This window comes from Cupriavidus sp. R6-3 (assembly GCF_059772245.1).
This window is the reverse complement of the sequence record NZ_JCBAJO010000028.1, coordinates 18361-37212: the sequence shown is the minus strand read 5'-3', so window position 1 is coordinate 37212 and position 18852 is coordinate 18361. Positions and strand designations below refer to the sequence as shown.

Genomic DNA, 18852 nt, shown 5'->3' with positions numbered 1-18852 from the left:
ACGGCGCTGGGACGGCGCTGGGACGGCGTCTTGGGTGCCAGTTGGGACGGCGTTCAAGCGCCGTTCAGACATCGTTCAGAGGTCATGCAGGCGTCGTTCAGACGGCGACGGAGACGGCGCAGGGCACGAATCAGCCCCCCGGCCTGTTGCGAAACACCAGCGCCAGCCCGAGCAGGATCGTGACCATGCCGCCCAGCGCCAGCGGCGCCAGCCGGTTGCCCAGGATCAGATAGTCGAGCACCGCGGTGCCGGCCGGCACCAGGTAGAACAGGCTGGTCACATTGACCAGATTGCCGCCCTGGATCATCCGGTACAGCAGCAGCGTCGCGCCGATCGAGATCACCAGCGCCATCCAGCCGAGCGGCAGCAGCAGCGCGGGCGTCAGCGAGACGTGGATCGGCTCGAACGGCAGCAGCGCCAGGCACATCAGCAGCGCGATGCCGTATTGCAACGGCATCACGTCGATCGGCGCCTGCCGGATGCCTTTCTGCACGATGGTGCCGGCCGTCATCGTGGCCAGCGCGGTCAGCGCATAGAGCATGCCGGCCACGGGCGTGCCGGCGATGCCGATGCCCTGGTAGACCACCATCACCAGCCCCGCCAGCGCCAGCATCAGCCCGACCAGCCGCAGCGGCGAGAAGCGGCGCTCTGTCAGCAGCAGCGTCAGGATGGGTTGGGCGCCGAGCAGCGTGGCGAGCATGCCGGGCGTGACGTCGCGGTCCAGCGCGAGCAGATAGCAGATCGAATAGCAGCCGGTCAGCAGCAGCCCGACCATCGCGACCCGCGCGCGCTGCCCGGGCTCCGGCAGCCAGCGGCGCCGCCATGCGGCGATCGCCAGCAGCACGCCGAAGGCCAGCACGAAGCGCAGCGTCAGGAAGGCAAAGGCCGAGGCATAGGCCAGGCCCCATTTTGCGACGATCGCGCCGCTGCTCCACAGCAGCACGAACAGCGCGGTGGAGCCGTGGGCGGCCCAGGCATCCGGCAGCCTGACGCGCGAGCGCAGCGACGGTCGGGAGGAGGAGGATCGGGACGAGGTCAGCCGCGACGAGCTCGATCGGGACGAGCTCAGTCGGGACGAGAGCGCCGACGACAGCGCCGACAAGGACAGCAGGGACAAGGTCGATCGCGCCGCATGCGCGAATCTTTGGAAGTTCATCTGTTTCACCTGTCATTGGGTGTGACGGGCTTCGGTCGACCGTGGGCGAACGCCGGTGGCGAATGCGAGCCGGGCATCGTCGAGATGCGCGGCATCGAGCAGGCAGCAAAGGCGTTCGCGCGCGCCGGGCGCGCACGGTCAGACGGAAGACTGGGGGTCGGCTGAGATCAGCCGAGGACGGCCGCGGGCGGCGGTGCAACACCGGCCACGACAGCGCGCGGCGGTGCTACGCCAGCCACGACCGCAGCGGGCGGCGACCCGACAGCGGCCGGCGGCGACCAGACAGGAGAAACAGGGGGAGGTGCCGACGCGCGCGTGCCACCGGCCAGAAAGACCGGATCGGCAATCGAGGAAGCGCGGCGTACAGGCGTCATGGAACCCAAATGGAACCGAAGGGGGTGGAAAACCGTCACACGACCGTCATGGGACGGCCGGTGCGCCGGCGGCGGGTAGGATTGACTATCAATCGACTATCAATCGACGAACCGTCGATGAACATCGAATGCCGTCCGCGGCACGACTCGCGCTAGCGTACACGCTCTATGATGTGCTGACAACCCGCCCGCGCTTGCGCCCGGACCGGTGCGCCGGTCCGGTACAATGCGCGCCCCGCGGGCACATGCCTGCGCGCATGTCTGACATCTGGCATTGGAGGACCTCATGGAATCGCGAATCACCGAGCTGGAGGTCAAGCTGGCCTTCCAGGAAGACCTGCTGGAAACGCTGAACCTGACCGTCGCCAGGCAGCAGCGGCAGATCGAATTGCTGCAGGAGCAGATGCAGGCGCTCTACCAGCAGTTGCCCGCGGCCACCGGCACCGCCGCCGACGGATCGGTGCAGGAAATCCCGCCGCATTACTGAGCGCCCACGGCGCTGATTTGCCGATGGTGGAACGCCGGGACGCCGCCCGGGTCTGACCGAGGTGACCACTCCAGCATCGCGCATGTCTTCGATCTCTTCGCATGGCCGCCGCCGGGGCATCCGGCGACCCCTGGCGGCCACGGCCGCCGCCGCGGCACTGGGCCTTGGCGTCCTGTCCGGCGCGGCCCTTGCCGGCTACAACATCTGGACGGGCGAATACACCTTCACCAGGCAGGAGCTGCAGCGCGCCGTCGAAGGCCGCTTTCCGGCGACGCTGCGCTATGCCCAGGTGCTCGACGTCCGGCTGACCCGGCCGCGGCTGACGCTCGATGCGGTGGGCAACCGGATCACCACGCAGGTCGACGCGCAACTGACCAACAGCCTGCTGCCGGCGCCGCCGGTCAATGGCACGCTGGCCCTGAACAGCGGCTTGCGCTACGACCCCGTCAAGCGTGCCGTGCTGCTCGACAACCCGACCGTCGAGCAGGTCCAGGTCGACGGCGTGCCGGGCCAATACAGCGCGCAGCTCAATGCGGTGGGCAATCTGGTGGCGCAGGAACTGCTGAAGGACTATCCGCTGCACACCTTCAAGCCCGAGGAACTGCAGGTCAACGGCAAGCAGGTCGAGCCCGGCGCGATCACCGTGACGGAGGACGGCATCGCGGTGAAGATCGAGACGAAGTAGGGGGCGGAGATCGCGCGGGGCGAATGCCCGCATTGGGCGGCAAGGGCCCGAGGCCCCAAGGCCCAAGACCCAAGGCCAAAGGCCAAAGGCCCCAAAGAAAAACCGGCGCATGAAGCGCCGGTTTTCTCGTCGACGCCCGGCCTTGACCGGGGCGCCAGGGCAGGCAGCCTTACTGGATCTTGGCCTTGTCCCGCAGCGACTTCATCATCGACTGGAACTGCTCGCGCTGCCAGTTCTGGTCGCTCATCAGCATCTGCTGCAGCTGCGGCTTGGCTTCCTCGAAGGTCGGGATCTTGGTCTCGCGCTCGTCCTCGAGCAGGATCACGTGCCAGCCGAACTGCGTCTTGACCGGGGTCTCGGTCATCTGGCCCTTCTTCAAGCCGGCCATCGCGGCCGAGAACTCGGGCACATAGCTGTTGCTGCTGGCCCAGTCCAGATCGCCACCGTTGGCGGCCGAGCCGGGGTCCTTCGACGAGGCCTTGGCCACGTCGGCGAACTTGGCGCCGCCCTTGATCTTGGCGATGATGGCCTGCGCTTCCGACTCCTTCTCGACCAGGATATGGCGGGCGCGGTATTCCTTGCCGTTGCCGAACTGAGCCTTGATCTTGTCGTACTGCTTGCGCAGCTCGGCATCGCTGGTGCCGTGGGTGCGAACATAGTCCTCGAACACCGCGCCGGCCAGCACGTTCAGGCGGGCCTGTTCCAGCTGCTCCTGCACGTCCGGGTTTTGCGTCACGCCACGCTTGGTCGCTTCCTGCACCAGCAGTTCGCGATCGATCAGCATGTTGCGTGCGCGATCCCGCAGCTCCGGGGAATCCGGCTGGCCGGTGCCGGCGATCAGCTTGTCGAGCTTGGCCGACGGAATGCCCTTGCCATTGACGACGGCGGCATTCTGGGCGAGTGCGGGCAAGCTGCCAGCGGCAAGCACAGCCGCCAGGCTGAACGAGAGGACAGTGGTCTTCATGGAATCAGTGTTGGGAAGTCTGGGGAAGGCTGGACGATTATGCAGAGGCTTGTGCAGACACCGCGCGGATGATGGTCATTGCGCGGAATACTCTTGCTCGGTGAATGCGGACACTGCCAGGGCATGGATCCGCATGGGGAAGAGACTGCGCAGCGCATCATACACCATGCGATGCCGGGCAACCCGGCTCGCGCCGGCGAAGCGTTCGCTGACGATGGTGACATGATAGTGGCCGCCGCCCGAGGCGGCGCCCGGATGGCCGGCGTGCAGCGCGCTGTCGTCGCGCACAGTCAGTTGCGAGGGGGCGAGTTCGGCGCGCAGCAGGGCATCGATCTGCGCGGCGGTGTCGCCGGCGGCGCTGTGGGGGGTACCTTCGGCAGGCAACGAAGAAGAGACGTCGTTCATGGTTCGATGGCCCCGCTCAATCGCGGGCGCTTTCCTGCGCTTTTTCCGGCGCGTTTTCGTGCATATGGCGCGACAGCCAGAGGCTTTGCGCGACGATGAAGACCAGCATCAGGCCCATGCTGCCGAACAGCTTGAAATTGACCCAGATGTCGGTCGAGAACTGGTAGGCCACCCACAGGTTCAGCACGCCCATCACGGCGAAGAAGCCGGCCCAGGCGGTATTGAGGCGGCCCCAGACCGGATCGGGCAGCTTGACGGACTTTTCCATCATGGCGCGGATCAGGTTCTTGCGCCAGATCGCGGCGGACGCCAGCAGCGCGACCGCGAACAGCCAGTACAGCACGGTCGGCTTCCACTTGATGAAGGTCTCGTTGTGCAGCAGCAGCGTGGCGCCGCCGAACACCACGATGATCAGCAGGCTGATCCACTGCATCGGTTCGACCTTGCGGTGGCGCAGCCAGACCCAGCCGATCTGCACGATGGTCGCCGCGATGGCGACCGCCGTGGCGGCGAAGATGCCCGCCAGCTTGAAGGTGACGAAAAACAGGATGACCGGGAACAGGTCGAACAGAAATTTCATGCGGGTCCGTCAGGGGAAGGCGATGCCGGCGGGCGGCATCGCGGAATCGTTATCGTGGGGCCTGGCCGCAGGGTCGGCGCCGCGGGTCAGCCAGGGTTGCCGGATTTGCCGGCGTCGTCGGCGTCGCCCGGTTCGGGCTCGCGGTCGTCGAATTTTAGCGCAGCCGAATTGATGCAATAGCGCAGGCCGGTCGGCGCGGGGCCATCCTCGAAGACATGGCCCAGGTGGCTGCCGCATTCCTTGCAGCGCACCTCGATGCGGACCATGCCGTGGCTGCGGTCGACCTGCTCGTCGATCACCTCACCGTTGATGGGCCGGAAATAGCTGGGCCAGCCGCAGCCGGCGTCGAACTTGGTGGTGGACTCGAACAGCGGCGTGCCGCAGCCCACGCAGCGGTAGATGCCGGGCTCCCAGTGGTCCCAGTAGCGGCCGGTGAAGGCGCGTTCGGTGGCGGCCTCGCGCGTGACCCGGTATTCGATGTCGGACAGTTGCGCGCGCCATTCGGCTTCGGTCTTGTTGACGGGCATGATGCGGATCCTCGTTGGGGGACGATCGGACGGTCGGTGTTTGGGGGCGATTTCGGTCTATATCGGCCAATATCGGGCGATGCCAGAACGATCGGTGCGGTCAGGTCGATCAGGTCGATCAGGACGAACAGCTTACCTCGATACCGGACGCCCAGTCGGGCGGCAACGCGGCATACGACTCGGCCTCGGGTTGCTCGTCGAACGGCCGCGACAGTACCGCCAGCAGCCGCTGCACTTCGCTGAAGTCCTTCTCCTTGGCGCGCTGGATCGCCACCTCGGCCAGATGGTTGCGCAGCACGTACTTCGGATTGACGGCCAGCATCGACACCGCGCGGGCCGCGTCGTCCGAGTTCTCGGCGCGCAGGCGGGCACGGTAGCGCTCGGCCCAGGCGTCCCAGCCGGCGCGGTCCATGAACAGGTCGCGCACGGGCGCGTCGCGGCTGCCGTCCGCCGAGCAGATGCGGGCGAGGTTGCGCCAGAACAAGGTGTAGTCGACCCGCTGGGTATGCAGCAGGCGGAACAGGTCGGTCAGCAGCGCCTCGTCCGCGCTGTCGTCGATGCCGGTGCTGGCCAGGCCCAGCTTGGCGCGATAGAGCTGGAAGAAGCGCAGCGCATAGCGGTCGCGGAAGGGATCGAGCCCGGCATGCGCGGCCTCGATCGCGGCCTCCTTGGCGGCCTCGGTGGGCGCCTGCCCGTCCTCGCGCTCGAGCCACAGCGGCAGCAGCGCCTGCGCCAGGCAATGCAGGTTCCAGAAGCCGACCTGCGGCTGCTGGCTGTAGGCATAGCGGCCCTGGTTGTCCGAGTGGTTGCAGATATGGTTGGCGTCGAAGGCGTCGAGAAAGCCGAACGGGCCGTAGTCGATGGTCAGGCCGAGGATCGACATATTGTCGGTGTTCATCACGCCGTGACAGAAGCCCACGGCCTGCCACTGGGCCATCAGGTCGGCGGTGCGCAGCGACACCTCGCGCAGCAGCGCCTGGTAGGGGCTGACGGTCTCGCCGCCGACGCGGTCGCGGCATTCCGGCATGAAACGGTCGATGACGAAGTCGGCCAGCTGGCGCAGCGCGGCCACGTCGTCGTGCGCGGCGAAATGCTCGAAGTGGCCGAAGCGGATGAAGGTCGGCGCCAGGCGCGTCACCACCGCGGCGGTCTCGATGGTCTCGCGGCGCACCGGCGCGTCGGAGCCGACGATGCACAGTGCGCGCGTGGTCGGAATGCCCAGCGCGGCCATCGCCTCGGAGCACAGGTATTCGCGGATCGCCGAGCGCAGCACCGCGCGGCCATCGCCCATGCGCGAATACGGCGTCTTGCCCGAGCCCTTCAGCTGGATCTCCCACGGACCGTTCGCGGTCTGCGCCTCGGCCAGCCGGATCGCGCGCCCGTCGCCGAGCTGGCCCGCCCAGACGCCGAACTGATGGCCCGAGTAGACCGTCGCCAGCGGATCGGCCCAGCCGGGCACGCGGTTGCCGATGAAGATCTCGGCGAAGTCCTGCAGCGGTGGCGCCTGGTCGGGACTGGTCGCGTCGCCCGCTTGCCAGCCGAGCAGTTCCGCCGCGGCCGGGGCCACGGCGACCAGGTAGGGCGAGGGCAGCGGGGTCGGCTGCAGGCGCGTGAAGAAACGCTCGCCGAGCGCGGCAAAACCGGGCGCCACGGAGAAGGGCGGTTCGCTCGGGGCGGGATTCGCGCTCGTCCCGGCCGAAGCGTCGAGTCCGGTGAAAACGAGGGAATCGTCGGACGCCGGAGTGGACCCCGACGGAGGCAAAGCGGAAGACGGACGAGAGGACATGAGATCAGGGCCTTGGCATCACGCGCCGGGCGGGCAGGGGCTGGGACCGGCGCGGTGCAACAGCCTGCAATCGGTGGCCTGCCTGGAAGTGCGCTTGCAGGCTAGGGAAAACGACATGTTGAGGTGCAACATGGCTGGCAGTATTGTACTTGCACGCCGCATTTTCCCTGGTCTGACCGCGGCGCCGCGGCCGGTGTTCCCGCTTGTACCCGCTTATTCCCGCTGGTTCCCATCGCGGCGCGGCCATCACCGGCAGTCTTCCCGTCATGTCGCCCGCTGGCTCGCCCGCAGTGCACCGGGGTAGTGCATGAACGGGCAGCGCGAGCGTGATTGTCGACGCCTTCCGCTGGAAGGTTTTGGTCGGCCTAAAAAAAGAACGATTGTTCGCTTCTCGGCCTCGCCGCGGCGGACATGGCAACCGATACAGGAGACCATTCCCATGGCATTGATGGGACAAATGATGGGCGCGCCGCTGCTCATTTCCTCCATCATCACCCACGCCGCCCGCCATTACGGCAGCACCGAAATCGTTTCGCGGCGCACCGAAGGGGATCTCCACCGCTATACCTACCGCGATTGCGAGCTGCGCGCCCGCAAGCTGGCGCAAGCGCTGGGCAAGCTGGGCGTGCAGCCCGGCGAGCGGGTCGGCACGCTGGCGTGGAACGGCTACCGCCATCTCGAGATCTATTACGCCGTGTCGGGGATGGGCTCGGTCTGCCACACGATCAACCCGCGGCTGTTCCCCGAGCAGCTGGCCTATATCGTCAATCACGCCGAGGACCGCTACGTCTTCTTCGACCTGACCTTCCTGCCGCTGGTCGAAGGCCTCGCGCCGCATTGCCCGCAGGTCAAGGGCTGGGTGCTGATGAGCGACCGGGCGCATCTGCCGGCCGAATCGAAGCTGCCGCTGCTGTGCTACGAGGATCTGCTCGAGAGCCAGGACGGCGACTACAGCTGGCCGAGCTTCGACGAGAACACCGCGTCCAGCCTTTGCTACACATCCGGCACCACCGGCAATCCGAAGGGCGCGCTCTATTCGCATCGCTCCACGGTGCTGCATTCGTATGCGTCGGCGCTGCCGGACGCGCTCGGCTGCTCGGCCAAGGACGTGATCCTGCCGGTCGTGCCGATGTTCCACGTCAATGCCTGGGGCCTGCCGTACTCGGTGCCGCTGGTCGGCGCCAAGCTGGTGTTCCCCGGCGCCAAGCTCGACGGCGCCTCGCTGTACGAGCTGTTCGAGCAGGAGCAGGTCACCTTCTCGGCCGGCGTGCCGACGGTCTGGCTCGGCCTGCTGCAGCACGTGCAGGCCAACAAGCTGCGCTTCTCCAGCTTCAAGCGCACGGTGATCGGCGGCTCGGCCGCGCCGCCGGCGATGATCAAGGCGCTGAACGCGCTCGACGTCGAGGTGATCCATGCCTGGGGCATGACCGAGATGTCGCCGCTGGGCACCACGTGCAAGCTGCTGAACAAGCATCTGGCGCTGCCGCCCGAGCAGCAGCAGGCCATCCTGGAGAAGCAGGGACGCGTCATCTACGGCGTCGACATGAAGATCGTCGACGGCGAGGGCCGCGAGCTGCCGTGGGACGGCAAGGCCTTCGGCGACCTGATGGTGCGCGGTCCGTGGATCATCGACCGCTATTACCGCAGCGACAGCTCGCCGCTGGTCGACGGCTGGTTCCCGACCGGCGACGTCGCCACCATCGATGCCGACGGCTACATGCAGATCACCGATCGCAGCAAGGACGTGATCAAGTCCGGCGGCGAATGGATTTCGTCGATCGACGTGGAGAACGTGGCCGCGGCGCATCCGGCGGTGCATATGGCCGCCTGCATCTCGGTCCACCATCCCAAGTGGGACGAGCGGCCGCTGCTGGTGGTGATGAAGAAGCCCGGCACCGAGCTGACGCGCGAGGAGCTGCTGGCCTTCTTCGAGGGCAAGGTCGCCAAATGGTGGATCCCGGACGATGTGGCCTTCGTCGACGAGATCCCGCTGACGGCCACCGGCAAGATGCAGAAGCTCAAGCTGCGCGAGCAGTTCAAGGACTATCGGCTGCCGACGGCCTGAGGCAGGGCCGTCGCAGAGCACGTGCAGCAGCGGCGGCGCCCTCGGTGGCGCCACCGTAGAAGCAAACGGGCCCATGGGAAAAGCCGCGCGACAAGCGGCAGCCCCGGTCGCCCGCTCATCACGATAGCCAACGAGAGAAAGAGAGAAGGAGACAAACCATGATCAGATTGCGTCCGCTCGTCGCCGGTGTGGCATTGCTCGCTGCGCTGGGCCCGGGGGCCGCCGCGGCGGATACGGTGAAGATCGCGTTCATCGATCCGCTGTCGGGCCTGATGGCGCCGGTCGGCCAGAACCAGCTCAAGAGCTGGCAGTACGTCGCCGAGCTGGCCAATCAGAAGAACTGGGCCGGCGGGCACAAGTTCGAGGTCGTGGGATTCGACAACAAGCTGTCGCCGCAGGAGAGCCTGACGATCCTGAAGCAGGCGGTCGACCAGGGGATCCGCTACGTGGTGCAGGGCAACGGCTCGTCGGTCGGCCTGGCGCTGCAGGACGCGGTGGCCAAGCATAACGAGCGCAATCCCGGCAAGGAAATCATCTACCTGAACTATGCGGCAGTCGATCCGGACATGACCAACTCGAAATGCAACTACTGGCATTTCCGTCTGGACGCCAACTCCGACATGAAGATGGAGGCGCTGACCACCTACCTGGCGCAGGACCAGAACGTCAAGAAGGTCTACCTGATCAACCAGAACTACTCGTTCGGCCACCAGGTCGCGCGCGCCGCCAAGGAATACCTGAAGCGCAAGCGTCCCGACATCCAGGTCGTCGGCGAGGACCTGCACCCGCTGGCGCAGGTCAAGGACTTCTCGCCCTACGTGGCGAAGATCAAGGCGGCCGGCGCCGATACCGTGATCACCGGCAACTGGGGCAGCGACCTCGCGCTGCTGATCAAGGCCGCCAAGGACGCCGGGCTGAACGCCAACTTCTACACCTACTACGCGGCCACCACCGGCGTGCCGACCGCGATGGGCGCGGCCGGGGCCGAGCGCGTGCGCTATGTCGGCTACTACAACCCGAACAACAAGGGCTTCCGCGGCTCGGAGGTCATCGAAGGCTACGAGAAGAAGTACAACGACGACTTCTACGTGATGGCCTCGTACACCGGCATCGCGATGCTCAGCAAGGCGTTCCAGACCGCCAAGTCGACCGACCCGGTCAAGGTCGCCAAGGCGCTCGAGGGCATCAAGGTCGAGAGCATGAACGGCACCGTCGAGATGCGCGCGACCGACCACCAGGCCCAGCAGCCGCTGACCATCGCCACCTGGACCAAGGTCGACGGCAAGGAAGTCAAGTACGACCAGGAAAACACCGGCTACGGCTGGAAGACCAACGCGGTGCTGGACGCGCATGTCGCCGCCCAACCCACCTCCTGCCAGATGAAGCGTCCAGGCTGATTTCCGGACGCGCCACGCGCGGCGCGCCCGTGGAGTCGATGCCCGCCAGTGCCGGTGGTATGCTGCCGGCCCCTGGGGGCACAGATACGGCCGCCGCGCCCGCCCTCGCTTCGCCTTCGCCGGCCAGCGGCGCATGCCGCCAGCCCGGCGCCAGATGGAAGGACTGGCTGTGGAATTCTTCATCATCTCGCTGTTGAACGGCATCAGCTACGGGCTGCTGCTGTTCATGCTGTCGTCGGGCCTGACGCTGATCTTCAGCATGATGGGCGTGCTGAACTTCGCGCATGCGAGCTTCTACATGCTCGGCGCCTATTTCGCCTATTCGATCTCGACCACGATCGGCTTCTGGCCGGCGCTGATCGTCGCGCCGCTGCTGGTGGCGGTGGCGGGCGCCCTGGTCGAGCGCTTCGGCCTGCGGGCGGTGCACAAGTACGGCCACGTCGCCGAGCTGCTGTTCACCTTCGGCCTGGCCTACCTGATCGAGGAGGGCGTCAAGCTGGTGTGGGGTTTGGCGGCGGTGCCATACCGGATCCCGGCCGAGCTCGACGGCCCGCTGTTCACGGTCTTCACCTCGGCCTTCCCCAAGTACCGCGCCTTTATGATGCTGGTGTCGCTGGCGATGCTGGTGGCGATCTACCTGGTGCTGACGCGCACGCGCATCGGGCTGGTGATCCAGGCCGCGCTGACGCATCCCGAGATGGTCGAGGCGCTGGGCCACAACGTGCCGCGCGTCTTCATGCTGGTGTTCGGCGGCGGCGCGGCGCTGGCAGGCCTCGCTGGCGTGATCGGCGGCAATGCCTTCGTCACCGAGCCGTCGATGGCGGCGGCGGTCGGCTCGATCGTGTTCGTGGTGGCGGTGGTCGGCGGCATGGGCTCGCTGGTCGGGGCGTTCATCGCGTCGATCCTGATCGGGCTGCTGCAGACCTTCGCGGTCACCATCGACGCGTCGCTGGCCGGCATGTTCAATTCGCTGGGGCTGAACGTGACCAACGAAACGCCGTTCTATTCGCTGTGGCGGCTGACGGTGGCGCAGGTCGCGCCGGTGCTGCCGTATCTGCTGCTGGTCGTGATGCTGATCTTCCGCCCGCGCGGCCTGATGGGAACCCGGGAGAGCTGAGGCGATGGAATCGACGATGCAACGCACGCAAGACACCGCGCTGAGCGGCGGCACGATGCGCTACCGGCCGCTGAATCTGGGCCGCTGGGTGCTGTGGGGCACCACGGCGCTGCTGATGCTGGTGCTGCCGCTGATCTTCACCGGCGGGTTTGCCATCACGCTGATGTCGCAGATGGGCATCATGATCGTGTTCGCGCTGTCGTACAACATGCTGCTCGGCCAGACCGGCATGCTGTCGTTCGGGCACGCGGTCTACTCGGGGCTGGGCGCGTTCATCGCGGTCCATGTGCTGAACATGGCCGGCGCCGGCACGGTGTGGATGCCGGTGTCGCTGCTGCCGCTGGTCGGTGGCCTGGCGGGCGCCTTCTTCGGCGTCATCTTCGGCTACGTGACGACCAAGAAGTCCGGCACGACCTTCGCGATGATCACGCTGGGCATCGGCGAGATGGTGTTCGCCAGCTCGCTGATGTTCCCGGAGTTCTTCGGCGGCGAGGGCGGCATCTCGACCAACCGCGTGGTCGGCGAGCCGTTCCTGGGCATCACCTTCGGGCCGGGCCGGCAGGTCTATTACCTGATCGCGATCTGGTGCCTGCTGTCGATGGCGGCGATGTACGCATGGACGCAGACGCCTCTGGGCCGCATCGCCAACGCGGTGCGCGACAACCCCGAGCGCGCCGAATTCATCGGCTACAACACGCAGCGCGTGCGCTACCTGGTGCTGATCCTGTCGGCGTTCTTCGCCGGCATCTCGGGCGCGCTGGCGGCCATCAACTTCGAGATCGTGTCGGCGGAGAACGTCAGCGCGGTGCGCTCCGGCGGCGTGCTGCTGGCCGCCTTCATCGGCGGCGCCGGCTTCTTCTTCGGGCCCATCATCGGCGCGGTAGTGTTCGTGCTGTTCGCGGTCGCGCTGTCGGACCTGACCAAGGCCTGGCTGCTCTACCTGGGCCTGTTCTTCGTGCTGATGGTGATGTTCGTGCCGGGCGGGCTCGCCAGCCTGCTGATGATGCAGCTGCCGCTGGTGGCGCGCGGCAAGTTCCGCCAGATGCTGCCGTCCTACGGGCTGTGCGCACTGGCCGGGGTGGTGCTGCTGGCGGCGATCATCCTGACGGTCGAGCTGGTCTACAAGGTGCAGGTCGACAGCGCCAACGGCACCGCGATGTCGCTGTTCGGCATTGCGTTCGACGCCGGCACGCTGGTGCCGTGGGGCGTGGCGGCCGCGCTGTGGCTGGTGGGGCTGGCCGCATGGCGCTTCACGGTGGGGCAGGCGCGCCTGCGTTGGGACAAGGTGCAGGCGGAAATCGCGGGAGGAGCGGCATGAGGCGGGATACCACGGCGGCGCTGGAACTGACCGATGTGCGCAAGCGCTTCGGCCAGACCGAGATCATCCGCGGCGTGACGCTGAACATCGCGCGCGGCGAGCGCCATGCGCTGATCGGCCCCAACGGCGCGGGCAAGTCCACCACCTTCAATCTGATCTCCGGCCGCTTCGCGCCGACCTCGGGCTCGGTGCGGCTCAATGGCGAGGAGATCGGCGGCCTGCAGCCCTTCGTGATCAATCGCAAGGGGCTGTCGCGCAGCTTCCAGATCACCAACATCTTCCATCGGCTGACGGTGTTCGAGAACCTGCGCTGCGCGGTGCTGTGGGCGCTGGGCTACAAGTACTCGTTCTGGCACCGGCTGTCCGAGCTGCGCGACGCACGCGAACGGGCCGAGGAGGTGCTGGAGCTGATCGGCCTGCAGCACCGGCGCCATACGCAGTCGGGCCTGCTGACCTACGCGGAGCAGCGCGCGCTGGAGATCGGCATCACCATCGCAGGCGGCGCCGACGTGATCCTGCTGGACGAGCCGACCGCCGGCATGAGCCGCTCGGAGTCGGACCATGCGGTCGAGCTGATCCGCAAAGTGACCGTGGGCAAGACGCTGGTGATGGTCGAGCACGACATGAGCGTGGTGTTCGGACTGGCGGACCGCATCTCCGTGCTGGTCTACGGCGAGGTGATCGCCACCGGCACGCCCGAGGCCATCCGCAACGATCGCCGCGTCAAGGAGGCCTACCTGGGCACAACGCTGGACGAGGGCGAAGGCGGGGGCGAAGGCGCGGGCGCGGTGGGCGCAAGTGCAAGCGAGGGGGCGCACTGATGGGCAAGCGCATGCTGGAAGTGCAGGGGCTGCACGCCTACTACGGCAAGAGCCATATCCTGCATGGCGTCGATCTGCATATCGACGAGGGCGAGATCGTCGCGCTGCTGGGGCGCAACGGGGTCGGGCGCTCGACCATGGCCAAGGCCATCCTCGGCATGGTCAAGTCCGAGGGCTCGGTGCGCTTTCGCGGCGACGAGATCCTCGGGCGGCGCACCTTCGAGATCGCGCATCTGGGGGTGGGCTACGTGCCCGAGAACCGCGACATCTTCCCCACGCTGACGGTGCGCCAGAACCTGCTGCTGGGCGAGAAGCCGAATCCGCGCCAGAGCCGGCCGCGCTGGAGCACCGACGACATGTTCGCGCTGTTCCCGCGCCTGAAGGAGCGCGAGAACACGCCGGCCGGCGTGCTGTCCGGCGGCGAGCAGCAGATGCTGACGCTGTGCCGCACGCTGATGGGCGACCCCGACCTGGTGCTGATCGACGAGCCCACCGAAGGGCTGGCGCCGATGATCGTCGGCCAGGTCGCCGACTACCTGAAGGTGCTGAAGGAGCGCGGCGTCTCGGTGCTGCTGATCGAGCAGAAACTGGCGATCGCGCTCGACATCTCGCAGCGCGTCTACGTGATGGGCCACGGCCATATCGTCTTCGAGGGAACGCCAGCCGAACTCAAGGGCAATGCGCAGGTGCGCAAGGAGTGGTTGGAGGTTTGAGGGCCCCGGAACAGGCTGTTGAAGAGGCCGCTAGAGAGGCTGTGAAGCGGCTGTTATTCGACCGCTTCCGTTTCGACCATGCATGCCATGAAGGCGCGCCATGCAGCCCCCGCATGGCGCGCTTTTTTTGTGCCTGCAGCGGCGAATTTCTCCTCCAAAATAGAAATTGAACGACCGTTCTATTTTGTGTATGCTTGTTTCGCTGCGCCTCCCGGGCCGGCCGCTCGCGCGTACCATTCCAGGGGTGCCCATGGCGCAGCCGAAGTAAAAACAATATTCGAGAATTCGAATCCCGAGACAACCAAGACACCAAAGGAACCAGCATGACAGCGCAGTATCAGGTTCAGGACGGCATCGCCGTCATCACGCTCGACAATCCCCCTGTCAACGGCCTGGGTCACAGCACCCGGCTTGGCATCGTCGAAGGCATGACCCGTGCGCTGGACGATGCCGCGGTCAAGGCGGTCGTCATCACCGGCGCCGGCAAGGCGTTCTCGGGTGGCGCCGATATCCGCGAGTTCAACACGCCGAAGGCGACGCAGGAGCCGACGCTGCATTCGGTGATCAAGGTGATCGAGAATTCGACCAAGCCTGTCGTCGCCGCGGTGCATTCGGTGGCGATGGGCGGCGGTCTGGAACTGGCGCTGGGCTGCAACTACCGCGTCGCCGCCAAGGGTGCGCAGATCGCGCTGCCCGAAGTCAAGCTGGGCATCCTGCCGGGCGCCGGCGGCACGCAGCGCCTGCCGCGCGTGATCGGCCTGGAGGCCGCGCTCAACATGATCGTGACCGGCAATCCGGTACCGTCGGAGAAGTTCGCCGGCACCAAGCTGTTCGACGAGATCGTGGAAGGCGACGTGCTGCCCGCCGCGATCGCCTTTGCGCGCAAGGCGGCGTCCGCGCCCGGCCCGCACCCGAAGGTGCGCGACCTGAAGGTGCGCCATGAAAACGCCGAGGGCTTCCTCGCCTTCGCCAGGAACACCGTTGCCGCCGTGGCGAAGAACTTCCCGGCGCCGGGCAAGTGCGTCGAGGCCGTGGCCGCTTCGCTCAAGCCCTTCGACGAGGGCCTGCGCCTGGAGCGCGAAGGCTTCATGTTCCTGGTCAATACGCCGGAATCGCGCGCGCTGCGCCATGCCTTCTTCGGCGAGCGCGCCGCCAGCAAGATTCCCGACGTGCCGTCGGACACGCCGACCCGCAAGATCGAGAAGGTCGCCGTGATCGGTGCCGGCACCATGGGCGGCGGCATCTCGATGAACTTCCTGAACGCGGGCATCCCGGTCACGGTGCTGGAAACCAAGCAGGAAGCGCTGGACCGCGGCGTGGCGACGATCCGCCGCAACTACGAGAACAGCGCCAAGAAGGGCAAGCTGACGCAGGAGAAGGTCGAGCAGCGCATGGGCCTGCTGTCGACCACGCTGTCCTATGACGACATCAAGGACGCCGACCTGATCATCGAGGCGGTGTTCGAGGAAATGGGCGTCAAGGAAACCGTGTTCAAGAAGCTGGACGAAGTCGCCAAGCCCGGCGCGATCCTGGCCTCGAACACCTCGACGCTCGACGTCAACAAGATCGCCTCGTTCACCAAGCGTCCGCAGGACGTGGTCGGCATGCACTTCTTCAGCCCGGCCAACGTGATGAAGCTGCTGGAAGTGGTGCGCGGCGACAAGACCGGCAAGGACGTGCTGGCCACGGTCATGCAGGTCGCCAAGAAGATCAAGAAGACCGCGGTGGTGTCGGGCGTCTGCGACGGCTTCATCGGCAACCGCATGATCGAGCAGTACAGCCGCCAGGCCGGCTATCTGCTGGACGAGGGCGCGCTGCCCGAGCAGGTCGACAAGGCGATCGAGAAGTTCGGCTTCGCGATGGGCCCGTTCCGCATGGGCGACCTGGCCGGCAACGACATCGGCTGGGCCATCCGCAAGCGCCGCGCGGTGGAAAAGCCGGACATCCAGTATTCGAAGACCGCCGATCTGCTGTGCGAGATGGGCCGTTTCGGCCAGAAGACCGGCGCGGGCTGGTACGACTACAAGCCGGGCGACCGCAAGCCGTATCCGAACCAGCAGGTCAACGAGATGATCGTCCAGCATTCCAAGGATCTCGGCATCACGCGCCGCAAGATCTCGGACGAGGAGATCGTCGAGCGCCTGGTGTACGCGCTGGTCAATGAAGGCGCGAAGATTCTCGAGGAAGGCATTGCCTCGAAGGCCTCGGACATCGACATGGTCTACCTGACCGGCTACGGCTTCCCGCTGCATCGCGGCGGCCCGATGCTGTACGCGGACCAGGTCGGCCTGTACAACGTGCTGCTGTCGATGCAGCGCTATGCCAAGGGCTACCACGGCGAAGCGTGGGAGCCGGCGCCGCTGCTCAAGAAGCTGGCGGCCGAGGGCAAGGGCTTCAACGGCTGAGCGGCGACGGCGGCCACGGCGACAACGGCGACGACAACGGCGACGCGATGGACACGACCTTGCGCAGACGCTTCGGCAACAGCGATTGCCTGCTGGTGATCGATGTGCAGAACGACTTCATGCCCGGCGGCGCGCTCGCCGTGCCCGAAGGCGACCAGGTCGTGCCGGTGATCAACCGGCTGGCCGAGGCGTTCACGCATGTGGTGCTGACGCAGGACTGGCATCCGGCCGACCACGTGTCGTTCGCGGTCAACCATGTCGGCGCGGCGCCGTTCCAGACCACCACGCTGCCGTATGGCGAGCAGGTGCTGTGGCCCGCGCACTGCGTGCAGGGGCAAGCGGGCGCCGAGTTGCATCCGCAACTGGCGGTGCCGCACGCGCGGCTGGTGATCCGCAAGGGCCATCAGCGCGAGGTCGACAGCTATTCCGCCTTTGTCGAGGCGGATCGCACGACCCCGACCGGGCTGGCCGGCTATCTGCGCGAGCATGGCGTGCGCCGGGTCGTTTGCGTTGGACTCGCGACCGACTACTGCGTGGCCTGGAGCGCGCTGGACGCGCGCGCGGCGGGCTTCGACGCGGTGGTGGTCGAGGACGCCTGCCGCGCGATCGACCTGAACGGATCGCTGGACGCCGCCTGGGCGAGCCTCGCCAAGGCGGGCGTCGGCAGGATGCGCGCCGCCGAGCTGCTGAGCTGACATGGCTCGCGCGAGGGCGCGGGCACCGAGACATCGAGACACACCAGACACCGAGAATACTGAGGAGCAACAAATGAACGAGGCAGTGATCGTATCGACCGCACGGACCGGTCTGGCCAAGAGCTGGAAGGGCGGCTTCAACATGACGCACGGCGCCACCCTCGGCGGCCATGTGGTCCAGCACGCGATCGCGCGCGCCAACATCGAGCCGGGCGAGGTCGAGGACGTGCTGATGGGCTGCGCCAACCCCGAAGGCGCGACCGGCGCCAATATCGCGCGCCAGATCGCGCTGCGCGCCGGCTGCCCGGTGACGGTGCCGGGCGCCACGGTGAACCGCTTCTGCTCGTCGGGCCTGCAGACCATCGCGATGGCCGCGCAGCGCGTGATCGCCGACGAGGGCGACATCTTCGTGGCCGGCGGGGTGGAGAGCATCTCCTGCGTGCAGCAGGAAATGAATCGCCACATGATCCAGGAAGGCTGGCTGGTCAAGAACAAGCCGGAGATCTACTGGAGCATGCTGCAGACCGCGGAGAACGTCGCCAAGCGCTACAACATCCCGCGCGAGCGCCAGGACGAGTACGGCGTGCAGAGCCAGCTGCGCGCGGCGGCGGCGCAGGAGGCCGGCAAGTTCAACGACGAGATCGTGCCGCTGACGGTGCTGGCCGGCGTCGCCGACAAGGCCACCGGGCAGCTGGTGACGCGCGAGGTCACGGTCTCGGCCGACGAAGGCATCCGCCCGGACACCACCTACGAAGGCGTGTCGAAGATCCGCACCGCGATGCCCGGCGGCGTGATCGCCGCCGGCAATGCGTCGCAGTTCTCCGACGGCGCCTCGGCCGCGGTGGTGATGAACGCGAAGCTGGCGGAGCAGCGCGGCCTGAAGCCGCTCGGCGCCTTCCGCGGCTTCGCGGTGGCCGGCTGCGAGCCCGATGAAATGGGCATCGGCCCGGTGTTCGCGGTGCCCAAGCTGCTGAAGAAGGCCGGCCTGAAGGTCGAGGACATCGGCCTGTGGGAGCTGAACGAGGCGTTTGCCGTGCAGGTGCTGTACTGCGCCGACAAGTTGGGCATCCCGATGGACCGCCTGAACGTCAACGGCGGCGCGATCGCGGTGGGCCACCCGTACGGCGTCTCGGGCGCGCGCCTGGTCGGCCATGCGCTGATCGAAGGCAAGCGCCGCGGCGTCAAGTACGTGGTCGTCACCATGTGCATCGGTGGCGGCCAGGGCGCGGCCGGGTTGTTCGAGGTGCTGTAAGCCGAGGCCGCCGGTGTCCGCACCGTCCGCCACACCGTCCGCCGGCTCGGCCGGGCCCACAGGGCCTGCAGGGTTCACCGGTCCGGCGGGCTCCGCCAACGAGCC

The 18852-nt window shown here is 67.0% G+C and carries 18 protein-coding genes; 12 read left to right on the top strand and 6 right to left on the bottom strand.

The window, feature by feature from the left end:
- Nucleotides 1-130: 130 nt before the first annotated feature.
- Complete coding sequence (locus tag AC6EI8_RS08005) at nt 131-1156, bottom strand: DMT family transporter (protein WP_149318811.1); 1026 nt, start codon at nt 1154-1156, stop codon at nt 131-133.
- On the opposite strand from AC6EI8_RS08005, the gene AC6EI8_RS08000 reads away from it, so the two are divergent.
- The 3 genes from AC6EI8_RS08000 to AC6EI8_RS07990 all read left to right on the top strand — a co-directional run bounded on the left by AC6EI8_RS08000 (nt 1133) and on the right by AC6EI8_RS07990 (nt 2702).
- Nucleotides 1133-1321: a hypothetical protein gene (locus tag AC6EI8_RS08000; RefSeq protein WP_498381679.1), complete on the top strand. Its 189-nt coding sequence runs from the start codon at nt 1133-1135 to the stop codon at nt 1319-1321. The genes AC6EI8_RS08005 and AC6EI8_RS08000 overlap by 24 nt on opposite strands.
- Nucleotides 1322-1816: 495 nt before the next feature.
- Nucleotides 1817-2017, top strand: coding sequence for a SlyX family protein (locus tag AC6EI8_RS07995; protein ID WP_149318810.1), 201 nt, complete (start codon nt 1817-1819; stop codon nt 2015-2017).
- 82 nt (nt 2018-2099) lie between these two features.
- The gene (locus AC6EI8_RS07990; protein WP_149318809.1) at nt 2100-2702 is read left to right on the top strand and encodes a DUF1439 domain-containing protein; all 603 of its coding nucleotides are present in this window, start codon (nt 2100-2102) and stop codon (nt 2700-2702) included.
- 169 nt (nt 2703-2871) lie between these two features.
- Here the strand turns inward: AC6EI8_RS07990 and AC6EI8_RS07985 are convergent, their stop codons facing one another.
- From AC6EI8_RS07985 to AC6EI8_RS07965, 5 genes are all read right to left on the bottom strand, one after another.
- Nucleotides 2872-3666, bottom strand: a complete 795-nt coding sequence (locus tag AC6EI8_RS07985) for a peptidyl-prolyl cis-trans isomerase (RefSeq protein ID WP_149318808.1) — start codon at nt 3664-3666, stop codon at nt 2872-2874.
- 75 nt (nt 3667-3741) lie between these two features.
- On the bottom strand, nt 3742-4071 hold the full coding sequence (locus AC6EI8_RS07980; protein WP_223819562.1) for a BolA family protein: 330 nt from the start codon (nt 4069-4071) through the stop codon (nt 3742-3744).
- Between the two features lie 16 nt (nt 4072-4087).
- Nucleotides 4088-4651, bottom strand: a complete 564-nt coding sequence (locus AC6EI8_RS07975) for a septation protein A (RefSeq protein WP_149318807.1) — start codon at nt 4649-4651, stop codon at nt 4088-4090.
- 86 nt (nt 4652-4737) lie between these two features.
- Nucleotides 4738-5178, bottom strand: coding sequence for a peptide-methionine (R)-S-oxide reductase MsrB (msrB, locus tag AC6EI8_RS07970; protein ID WP_149318806.1), 441 nt, complete (start codon nt 5176-5178; stop codon nt 4738-4740).
- Between the two features lie 118 nt (nt 5179-5296).
- Nucleotides 5297-6964, bottom strand: a complete 1668-nt coding sequence (locus AC6EI8_RS07965) for a protein adenylyltransferase SelO (RefSeq protein WP_498381678.1) — start codon at nt 6962-6964, stop codon at nt 5297-5299.
- Between the two features lie 439 nt (nt 6965-7403).
- Between AC6EI8_RS07965 and AC6EI8_RS07960 the strand changes: the two genes are divergently transcribed.
- From AC6EI8_RS07960 to AC6EI8_RS07920, 9 genes are all read left to right on the top strand, one after another.
- Nucleotides 7404-9029 carry a 3-(methylthio)propionyl-CoA ligase gene (locus tag AC6EI8_RS07960; RefSeq protein WP_150082975.1) on the top strand — a complete coding sequence of 542 codons (1626 nt, stop codon included), beginning with the start codon at nt 7404-7406 and terminating at the stop codon, nt 9027-9029.
- 158 nt (nt 9030-9187) lie between these two features.
- Nucleotides 9188-10426 carry a branched-chain amino acid ABC transporter substrate-binding protein gene (locus AC6EI8_RS07955; RefSeq protein ID WP_149318803.1) on the top strand — a complete coding sequence of 413 codons (1239 nt, stop codon included), beginning with the start codon at nt 9188-9190 and terminating at the stop codon, nt 10424-10426.
- Between the two features lie 169 nt (nt 10427-10595).
- Nucleotides 10596-11543 carry a branched-chain amino acid ABC transporter permease gene (locus tag AC6EI8_RS07950; protein ID WP_498381677.1) on the top strand — a complete coding sequence of 316 codons (948 nt, stop codon included), beginning with the start codon at nt 10596-10598 and terminating at the stop codon, nt 11541-11543.
- A 4-nt stretch (nt 11544-11547) separates the two neighbouring features.
- Nucleotides 11548-12861, top strand: a complete 1314-nt coding sequence (locus AC6EI8_RS07945) for a branched-chain amino acid ABC transporter permease (protein ID WP_498381676.1) — start codon at nt 11548-11550, stop codon at nt 12859-12861.
- Nucleotides 12858-13682 carry an ABC transporter ATP-binding protein gene (locus AC6EI8_RS07940; RefSeq protein WP_149318801.1) on the top strand — a complete coding sequence of 275 codons (825 nt, stop codon included), beginning with the start codon at nt 12858-12860 and terminating at the stop codon, nt 13680-13682. The genes AC6EI8_RS07945 and AC6EI8_RS07940 overlap by 4 nt, the downstream gene beginning before the upstream one ends.
- Nucleotides 13682-14395, top strand: coding sequence for an ABC transporter ATP-binding protein (locus AC6EI8_RS07935; protein ID WP_498381675.1), 714 nt, complete (start codon nt 13682-13684; stop codon nt 14393-14395). Before AC6EI8_RS07940 ends, AC6EI8_RS07935 begins: the two co-directional genes overlap by 1 nt.
- Nucleotides 14396-14718: 323 nt before the next feature.
- A complete protein-coding gene (locus tag AC6EI8_RS07930) occupies nt 14719-16800 on the top strand; it encodes a 3-hydroxyacyl-CoA dehydrogenase NAD-binding domain-containing protein (RefSeq protein WP_149318799.1) in 2082 nt (693 codons plus the stop codon).
- A gap of 47 nt (nt 16801-16847) precedes the next feature.
- Complete coding sequence (pncA, locus tag AC6EI8_RS07925) at nt 16848-17495, top strand: bifunctional nicotinamidase/pyrazinamidase (protein WP_498381674.1); 648 nt, start codon at nt 16848-16850, stop codon at nt 17493-17495.
- 73 nt (nt 17496-17568) lie between these two features.
- Nucleotides 17569-18747 carry an acetyl-CoA C-acyltransferase gene (locus tag AC6EI8_RS07920; RefSeq protein WP_149318797.1) on the top strand — a complete coding sequence of 393 codons (1179 nt, stop codon included), beginning with the start codon at nt 17569-17571 and terminating at the stop codon, nt 18745-18747.
- Nucleotides 18748-18852: the final 105 nt, after the last annotated feature.

What these genes read in the sequence shown, in the direction of transcription:
- AC6EI8_RS08000 (WP_498381679.1), top strand. Translation starts at nt 1,133, where the DNA reads ATGCGCGAATCTTTGGAAGTTCATCTGTTTCACCTGTCATTGGGTGTG.
- AC6EI8_RS08005 (WP_149318811.1), bottom strand. Translation starts at nt 1,156, where the DNA reads ATGAACTTCCAAAGATTCGCGCATGCGGCGCGATCGACCTTGTCCCTG.
- AC6EI8_RS07995 (WP_149318810.1), top strand. Translation starts at nt 1,817, where the DNA reads ATGGAATCGCGAATCACCGAGCTGGAGGTCAAGCTGGCCTTCCAGGAA.
- AC6EI8_RS07990 (WP_149318809.1), top strand. Translation starts at nt 2,100, where the DNA reads ATGTCTTCGATCTCTTCGCATGGCCGCCGCCGGGGCATCCGGCGACCC.
- AC6EI8_RS07985 (WP_149318808.1), bottom strand. Translation starts at nt 3,666, where the DNA reads ATGAAGACCACTGTCCTCTCGTTCAGCCTGGCGGCTGTGCTTGCCGCT.
- AC6EI8_RS07980 (WP_223819562.1), bottom strand. Translation starts at nt 4,071, where the DNA reads ATGAACGACGTCTCTTCTTCGTTGCCTGCCGAAGGTACCCCCCACAGC.
- AC6EI8_RS07975 (WP_149318807.1), bottom strand. Translation starts at nt 4,651, where the DNA reads ATGAAATTTCTGTTCGACCTGTTCCCGGTCATCCTGTTTTTCGTCACC.
- msrB (WP_149318806.1), bottom strand. Translation starts at nt 5,178, where the DNA reads ATGCCCGTCAACAAGACCGAAGCCGAATGGCGCGCGCAACTGTCCGAC.
- AC6EI8_RS07965 (WP_498381678.1), bottom strand. Translation starts at nt 6,964, where the DNA reads ATGTCCTCTCGTCCGTCTTCCGCTTTGCCTCCGTCGGGGTCCACTCCG.
- AC6EI8_RS07960 (WP_150082975.1), top strand. Translation starts at nt 7,404, where the DNA reads ATGGCATTGATGGGACAAATGATGGGCGCGCCGCTGCTCATTTCCTCC.
- AC6EI8_RS07955 (WP_149318803.1), top strand. Translation starts at nt 9,188, where the DNA reads ATGATCAGATTGCGTCCGCTCGTCGCCGGTGTGGCATTGCTCGCTGCG.
- AC6EI8_RS07945 (WP_498381676.1), top strand. Translation starts at nt 11,548, where the DNA reads ATGGAATCGACGATGCAACGCACGCAAGACACCGCGCTGAGCGGCGGC.
- AC6EI8_RS07940 (WP_149318801.1), top strand. Translation starts at nt 12,858, where the DNA reads ATGAGGCGGGATACCACGGCGGCGCTGGAACTGACCGATGTGCGCAAG.
- AC6EI8_RS07935 (WP_498381675.1), top strand. Translation starts at nt 13,682, where the DNA reads ATGGGCAAGCGCATGCTGGAAGTGCAGGGGCTGCACGCCTACTACGGC.
- AC6EI8_RS07930 (WP_149318799.1), top strand. Translation starts at nt 14,719, where the DNA reads ATGACAGCGCAGTATCAGGTTCAGGACGGCATCGCCGTCATCACGCTC.
- pncA (WP_498381674.1), top strand. Translation starts at nt 16,848, where the DNA reads ATGGACACGACCTTGCGCAGACGCTTCGGCAACAGCGATTGCCTGCTG.
- AC6EI8_RS07920 (WP_149318797.1), top strand. Translation starts at nt 17,569, where the DNA reads ATGAACGAGGCAGTGATCGTATCGACCGCACGGACCGGTCTGGCCAAG.